General features: G+C 64.8%; 7 protein-coding genes and 1 pseudogene. 2 read left to right on the forward strand and 6 right to left on the reverse strand.

Annotated features, from left to right (window positions below):
- From WB785_RS14600 to WB785_RS14610, 3 genes and pseudogenes are all read right to left on the reverse strand, one after another.
- Window positions 1-466 (reverse strand): annotated as a pseudogene (locus tag WB785_RS14600) (MmpS family transport accessory protein); the annotation flags it as partial.
- A 195-nt stretch (window positions 467-661) separates the two neighbouring features.
- Window positions 662-1,081: a cytochrome c oxidase subunit 4 gene (locus tag WB785_RS14605; RefSeq protein WP_424080046.1), complete on the reverse strand. Its 420-nt coding sequence runs from the start codon at window positions 1,079-1,081 to the stop codon at window positions 662-664.
- Window positions 1,082-1,088: 7 nt separating this feature from the next.
- Window positions 1,089-2,165, reverse strand: coding sequence for a cytochrome c oxidase subunit II (locus WB785_RS14610; RefSeq protein ID WP_424080047.1), 1,077 nt, complete (start codon window positions 2,163-2,165; stop codon window positions 1,089-1,091).
- Between the two features lie 170 nt (window positions 2,166-2,335).
- Between WB785_RS14610 and asnB the strand changes: the two genes are divergently transcribed.
- Window positions 2,336-4,297, forward strand: coding sequence for an asparagine synthase (glutamine-hydrolyzing) (gene asnB / locus WB785_RS14615; RefSeq protein WP_424080048.1), 1,962 nt, complete (start codon window positions 2,336-2,338; stop codon window positions 4,295-4,297).
- Window positions 4,298-4,389: 92 nt separating this feature from the next.
- On the opposite strand, the gene WB785_RS14620 is transcribed toward asnB, so the two are convergent.
- Window positions 4,390-5,364 (reverse strand): carbohydrate kinase family protein, encoded by a 975-nt coding sequence (locus WB785_RS14620; protein ID WP_424080049.1) that lies wholly within the window; start codon window positions 5,362-5,364, stop codon window positions 4,390-4,392.
- 152 nt (window positions 5,365-5,516) lie between these two features.
- Here WB785_RS14620 and WB785_RS14625 point away from each other — a divergent pair, with 152 nt between their 5' ends.
- Window positions 5,517-6,188 carry a hypothetical protein gene (locus WB785_RS14625; protein WP_424080050.1) on the forward strand — a complete coding sequence of 224 codons (672 nt, stop codon included), beginning with the start codon at window positions 5,517-5,519 and terminating at the stop codon, window positions 6,186-6,188.
- 8 nt (window positions 6,189-6,196) lie between these two features.
- Here WB785_RS14625 and WB785_RS14630 read toward each other — a convergent pair whose 3' ends face one another.
- On the reverse strand, window positions 6,197-6,553 hold the full coding sequence (locus tag WB785_RS14630) for an iron-sulfur cluster assembly accessory protein (RefSeq protein WP_424080051.1): 357 nt from the start codon (window positions 6,551-6,553) through the stop codon (window positions 6,197-6,199).
- A 96-nt stretch (window positions 6,554-6,649) separates the two neighbouring features.
- The coding region (locus WB785_RS14635) for a glycerate kinase (RefSeq protein ID WP_424080052.1) at window positions 6,650-7,007 on the reverse strand (358 nt) is incomplete at its 5' end.

Genomic DNA, 7,007 nt, shown 5'->3' on the forward strand with positions numbered 1-7,007 from the left:
GTGCCTGGCTGGTCGTGGTCGCGGGCGACGGCGGCGGTGTTGTGACGATGATTTCGTCTTGCATCGGCGGTGTCGACGTGGGCGCGGTGCTCGGCGTCGCCAGCTTGTTGGTGTCGGTTCGAGCGAACAGCAGCGATACCGACGCCACTAGGGCGACCGCTGCGACAATCGCGGCGATGCCGACGATCCACGGCCAGCGCGCCGACGTGGATTCTTGCTCGGCTGGCTCGTCGTAGCTCTCGTAGTCGTAGAGGTCCAGGTCGGCGGGCACATATGGGCCGCTGCTGAAGTGTTCGGACTCCGGAGCCGAATAGGCCCGCGAATAAATATCGGTCTGCGCCGTGTCGCTGCCCTCTTCGGCGCCCTCCCCCGTCAACTCTTCGCTGAATTCGCTGTCGCCTTGGCTGGGCGGGGCGCCGGGGTGCAGTTCGTCGGACTCCGGTCCTGGTGGATTCGGCCCGCTCATGTTTGCCTGTCCTGTTCGACTACTTCACCGGGGCGCGCGGCACTAGGGCTGGGTGATTGAGCGCGCGCTCGGACGTTTCTCATTGTGCCTGGCGAAACCCTACCCAACGGGTACCTGCACGGCATTGTCGGCGAATGAGTCACGGATGAACTGATGCCCTGATTGTGACCTTGGACGAAACCAGGCCGTAGGCGACTAGTGCTTTTCGGGCCCAAGGTAGTACTCGAAGACCAGGCCGGCCGCCGAACTCAGGATGAACACCACCCCGGCGACGATCAGCCACGGCAGCCATAACGCGATGCCGACCGCGGCTACCGAGCCCGATAACGCGATCAGGATCGGCCACCAGCTGTGCGGGCTGAAAAAGCCCAGTTCCCCTGCGCCGTCGCTGATCTCGGCGCCCTCATAGTCCTCCGGTCGGGTATCGAGCCGCCGGGCCACGAAGCGGAAGAACGTCGCTATGATCAGCGCCATCCCACCGGTCAGTGCGAGCGCGGTCGTGCCGGCCCACTCGATTCCGCCGGTGGCGAACAAGGTGGTCAGAATGCCGTAGAGCACCGCGCAGAACACGAAGAACGCGGCCACGAATTCGAAGAGCCTGGCTTCGATATGCATGGGCTTCCTACTTACTCGCTTGGGGCGCGTGCTCGCCGCGGCGGGTATCGAACGGGTGGGTGGTGACCGCGAGCGGCGGTTGGGCGATCGTCTGTAACGCCTGGGCGTTGGTCTTACCGGCGATCCGCTGCTGCAGGTAGGCCTTGAAGTCGTTGGGCTGCACCACTCGGACCTCGAAGTTCATCATCGAGTGATAGGTGCCGCACATTTCGGCGCAGCGGCCGACAAACGCACCTGTCCTGGTGATGTCGGCGACCTGGAACTTGTTGACCGAGTGGTTGGCCTCTGGGTCGGGCATCACGTCGCGTTTGAAAAGGAACTCCGGCACCCAGAACGCGTGGATGACGTCGGCTGACGCCATCTGGAACTCGATTCGCTTGCCCGCAGGCAACACCAGGACCGGGATCTCGGTGCTGGTGCCTACCGTCTCGACCCGGTCAAAGTTGAGGTAGGTGCGGTCCTCGGTGTTGAGGCCACGGATCGGGCCGACGACTTCCTCCCCGTGCTTGTCTATACCTTCGGGCTTGGAGACCATTGCGGCTTTGCGGGCGGGGTCGGCGCCGTCGTACTTGAGCGTGCCGTCCTTGAAATCGACCTTCTGGTAACCGAACTTCCAGTTCCACTGGAAAGACGTGATGTCGACGACGACCTCGGGGTCAGACGCCAGGTGCAGCATCTTCTCCTGCACCACGACGGTGAAGTAGAACAGCACCGAAATGATCAGGAACGGTGTGACGGTGAGCACCAACTCCAGCGGCATGTTGTAGCCGAACTGGCGAGGCAGTTCGGTGTCGGTGGCCTTGTGGCGGTGAAACGCGCTGGACCAGAAGATCAGGCCCCAGACGATGACGCCGACCACCAGGGAGGCGATCACGGCGCCGATCCACAGCTGCCGGTTGTAGTCGGCTTCCGGGGTGATGCCCCTCGGCCAGCCCAGGGCCAAGACCTCCGACCAACTGCATCCGCTCAGCGTGACCGCCAGCACGCCAAGCAGGCCCGCCAGCACCGCCAGCCGAAGCCGACGGGAGCCTGCCGAGCGGCTCTTTAACAAGCCCTGCGAACGGCCTGGTTCGCGAGGTGTCACCGTGGCGCCTCCTGAATCACAAGCTGGACCGACAGAGAGTCGAATACTACGCAGCGTAGACCACGCGATGTGACGAAGCCGTGGCGGAGTCCCCGGGCCTGTCGCTGGCCTCTCAGAGGGGCCGCGACCTGCGGCAACCCCGGGTCCAGGGGTGCGGCATACTTGGCGCAATGTGCGGACTGCTGGCCTTCGTGAGCGCTGCGGCCGGTGGTGACTCGCCGGGCGCAGGCCTTGGTACGGCCGACGCCGTCGCCCGCGCATCGCACCTGATGCGCCACCGCGGACCCGACGAACCGGGCACCTGGTCCGATCCTGCGGGGACCGTGGTGTTCGGCTTCAACCGGCTATCCATCATCGACATCGCGCATTCGCATCAACCGCTGCGCTGGGGGCCGCCGGAAAGCCCCGACCGCTATGAGTTGGTGTTCAACGGCGAGATCTACAACTACCTGGAGCTGCGCGCCGAGCTCGCCAAAAGCCATGGCGCCGTCTTCGCCACGGACGGCGACGGTGAGGCCATCGTCGCTGCTTACCACTATTGGGGCGCCGAAGCCCTGACCCGGCTACGCGGTATGTTCGCGTTCGCGCTGTGGGACAACGTGGCCGGCGAATTATTCTGCGCACGCGACCCTTTCGGCATCAAACCGCTGTTCATGGCGACCGGCACCGGTGGCACCGCGGTAGCCAGCGAAAAGAAATGCCTGCTCGATCTGGCCGACGTGATCGGGTTCGACACTGGAGCTTCTGGGATCGACCGCCGCGCGGTTCAGCATTACACCGTGTTGCAGTACGTGCCCGAGCCCGAGACTCTGCACCGCGGTGTGCGCCGGCTCGAATCCGGTTGCTACACGCGGATTCGGCCCGGAACCGCCGCCCCGGAGGCGATCCGCTACTTCGTGCCGCGCTTCGCCGCGACGCCGATCACCCGCGATACCGAGCAGGCCCGCTACGACGAGATCACCGCGGTCCTGGAGGACTCGGTGGCCAAGCACATGCGCGCCGACGTCACCGTCGGCGCGTTCCTGTCGGGCGGCATCGACTCGACGGCGATCGCGGCGTTGGCCATCCGGCACAACCCGCGGCTGATCACGTTCACCACCGGGTTCGAGCGTGAGGGATTCTCCGAGATCGACGTCGCGGTCGCGTCTGCCGAGGCGATCGGTGCGCGGCACATCGCCAAGGTGGTCGCGCCCGACGAGTTCGTCGCCGCCTTACCCGAAATCGTTTGGTATCTCGACGAGCCGGTGGCCGACCCGGCTTTGGTGCCGCTGTTCTTCGTCGCCCGCGAGGCGCGAAAGCACGTCAAGGTAGTGCTCTCCGGGGAGGGCGCCGACGAGCTTTTCGGTGGCTACACCATTTACCGGGAGCCGTTGTCGCTCAAACCTTTCGACTACCTGCCCGGGCCGCTGCGACGGTCGATGGGCACGTTGTCCAAGCCGTTGCCTGAGGGCATGCGCGGCAAGAGCCTGCTGCACCGCGGATCGTTGACGCTGCAGCAGCGCTATTACGGCAACGCCCGAAGTTTTTCCGACGCGCAGCTGCGCGACGTGCTGCCCGGGTTCCGGCCGGATTGGACGCACACCGATGTGACGGCACCGCTGTACGCGGAATCGGCGGACTGGGACCCCGTCGCCCGCATGCAGCACATCGACCTTTTCACCTGGTTGCGCGGCGACATTCTGGTAAAGGCCGACAAGATGACGATGGCCAATTCGCTGGAGCTTCGGGTGCCGTTCCTGGATCCCGAGGTGTTCGCGGTCGCATCCCGACTGCCCGTACAGGCCAAGATCACCCGCACCACAACCAAGTACGCGCTGCGACGGGCGTTGGAGCCCATTGTTCCGTCGCACGTGCTCAATCGGCCGAAACTGGGCTTCCCGGTGCCCATCCGGCACTGGCTGCGCGCCGGCCCGCTGCTCGAATGGGCCCATGAAATGCTGAACGCTTCAACAACCGACCATCTGATCGACGTGTCGGCGGTTCGCCGAATGCTCGACGAACACCGTTGTGGCACAACAGATCACAGCCGCAGGCTGTGGACGCTGCTGATCTTCATGCTGTGGCACGCGATCTTCGTCGAGCACAGTGTGGTGCCGCAGATCAGCGAGCCGCAGTACCCGGTGCAGCTGTGAGCCCCTCTGCGACACACGGTTCGCCGAGACTTAAATCTCTGCGACACACTTCGGCGTGTCGTCGCAGCTGGTTAAGTGTCGCGGACAGAGAGCTAGGCCAGGACCGCGGCGATTTCGCCCGCAGCTTCGTCGCCGTAGGCGTCCGCTAACCGAGTCTTTGCGACCTCGCGGTCCCAGTCCCACTCCTGGGTGCCGGTGGACTCCAGCACCAGGACGGCAACCAGCGAACCCAGCTGCGCCGAACGCTCGAGGCTGAGTCCCCCGCTGCGTCCGGTCAAGAAACCGGCACGGAACGCATCGCCGACGCCGGTGGGGTCGGTCTGGCTGATTTCGGGCACCACATCGACGTGAATGGTGGTGCCGTCGCTGTCCACGATGTCGACGCCCTTGGCACCGAGCGTGGTCACCCGCAGGTCCACCTTCTTCAGCACGTCGGCCTCCGACCAGCCCGTCTTCGACACCAACAGCTCCCACTCGTAATCATTGGTGAACAGGTACGCGGCGCCATCGATGAGCTTGCTGATCTCGTCGCCCGACAGCCGGGGCAGCTGCTGCGACGGGTCGGCAGCGAAAGCCAAGCCGAGCTTGCGGCACTCCTCGGTGTGCACCACCATCGCGTCCGGGTCGTTGGCTCCGATGATGACCAGGTCCGGCTTGCCGATCGATGCGACGACGTCGGCGAGCTTGATGTCGCGGGCCTGCGACATCGCACCCGGATAGAACGACGCGATCTGGGCCATGTCGAGATCGGTGGTGCATACGAAACGTGCGGTGTGCGCGGTGTCCGAGATCAGCACGTGGTCGGTGTTGACGCCGTGCGACTGCAGCCACTTGCGGTAGTCGTCGAAGTCGTCGCCGGCCGCTCCCACCAAAGCGGCGTCACCCCCGAGCACCCCGATCGCGTACGCGATGTTGCCGGCAACGCCCCCTCGATGAATCACCAAGTCGTCCACCAGGAAGCTCAGCGACACCTTCTGTAGGTGCTCGGCCAGCAGGTGCTCGGAGAACCGGCCCGGAAACCGCATCAGATGGTCAGTGGCAATAGAACCGGTCACCGCAATCGTCACGAAGAAATCACCCTTCATTTCCTAAGTTCGCCTAGGTAAGGGTACCTGCGGTCGCGGGCGCCCCTGCACCGCGGGCCGACGCCCGCTAGCCTGCCAAGGAGAACCTACGGTGACGTAGGTCATTGCGTCCGGAACCCCGAGGAGAGCTGCCTATGCCCGGTCCGTATTCGCCGAACCACCATCTCGGCGCCGACGGACCGCCGTTCACCGAGCCCCATCCCAGCCAGCCGATCCCGGACCAGCCAACCTATCCAGGATCGCCGGTGAGCGAACCGGTCGAGGCGGCGCCTCCGGGGGCGGCCTATCCGGGTCCGCTGCCACCGCCGGTCCCGTACCCGAAACGCCGCAGTAGACGGCTGGTCCTCGCCGCTGTGGGCGCGGTGGCCCTGATCGCCGCGTTGGTCGCGGCGATCGTGCACGGTGGGCATCACGGCCCGGCGACCTCGGGCGCGTTCTCCGATGCGACGGCCAAAGCGGCGATCCAGGGTTACCTGGACGCGCTTGAGCACCGCGACACCGAAACGATCGCGCGTAACTCGCTATGCGGGATCTACGACGCCGTGCGGGACCGACGATCCGATCAGGCGTTGGCCAAACTGTCCAGCGACGCGTTCCGCAAGCAGTTCACCGAAGCGCAGGTGATCTCGATCGACAAGATCGTCTACTGGTCGAACTACCAGGCCCAAGTGTTGTTCAGCATGCGTGTCGCACCGACGTCCGGCGGCGCCGCCCACGAACAAATACAGGGAATCGCGCAGCTGCTCTACCAGCACAACAAAGTGCTGGTGTGCTCCTACGTCCAGCGAACGGCGGGCAGCTACTGACTTTTGTGTCAGTTGAACGAGTCACCACAGGCGCACGAGCCGGTGGCGTTGGGGTTGTCGATGGTAAAGCCCTGCTTCTCGATGGTGTCGACGAAGTCGATGGAGGCGCCCTGCACGTAGGGGGCGCTCATCCGGTCGACAGTCAGCGTCACGCCACCGAAATCCGCGGTCAGGTCACCGTCGAGCGAGCGGTCGTCGAAGAACAAGTTGTAACGCAGACCCGCACATCCACCGGGCTGGACCGCAATGCGCAGCGCCAAGTCGTCGCGCCCCTCCTGCTCTAGCAGTGACTTCGCCTTGGCTGCCGCAGCGTCGGTCAAGATCGCGCCATGCGTCTTGGCGGCTGACTCTTCCTGAACAGTCATTGCTTCTCCCTATGCGTGCCTCAAAGGCCGAATCGTTCTTGGGTATGTGGATGGGGATCTTCCGCCTCGGAGAAAACACGGAAAAAACCCACCTCTTCAAAGGTACCTTGTTGTGCCGCTATTCCCGAGTCGCGCCGCCACCAAAGAGGCCAGACCCATCAGCTGGTTGGCGGCGTCGACCACGGCAAGCCGTACCGAACCGGCGTAATCGGCGATCGCGTAGGCGGCCAGAATGCCCGCCGATCGCGACGCCAGCTGGTCGAGATCTACCTGACCAGCCATCACCACGATCGGCACCTGCTGCGACTGCGCCGCCTCGGCGAGTGCGCCGACCACCTTGCCGTGCAGCGACTGGTCGTCGAACCGGCCCTCACCAGTGATCACCAGGTCGGCGGCGGCAATGTCACCGGCCAGGCCAGTGTGCTCGGCGATGATCGATGCACCCGATTCGCAC

Source organism: Mycobacterium sp., from assembly GCF_049585075.1.
Lineage (GTDB): Bacteria > Actinomycetota > Actinomycetes > Mycobacteriales > Mycobacteriaceae > Mycobacterium.

Excerpts from the sequence above, each read along its gene's own strand:
- WB785_RS14625 (WP_424080050.1), top strand. The coding sequence starts at position 5,517 with ATGCCCGGTCCGTATTCGCCGAACCACCATCTCGGCGCCGACGGACCG.
- WB785_RS14605 (WP_424080046.1), bottom strand. The coding sequence starts at position 1,081 with ATGCATATCGAAGCCAGGCTCTTCGAATTCGTGGCCGCGTTCTTCGTG.
- asnB (WP_424080048.1), top strand. The coding sequence starts at position 2,336 with ATGTGCGGACTGCTGGCCTTCGTGAGCGCTGCGGCCGGTGGTGACTCG.
- WB785_RS14630 (WP_424080051.1), bottom strand. The coding sequence starts at position 6,553 with ATGACTGTTCAGGAAGAGTCAGCCGCCAAGACGCATGGCGCGATCTTG.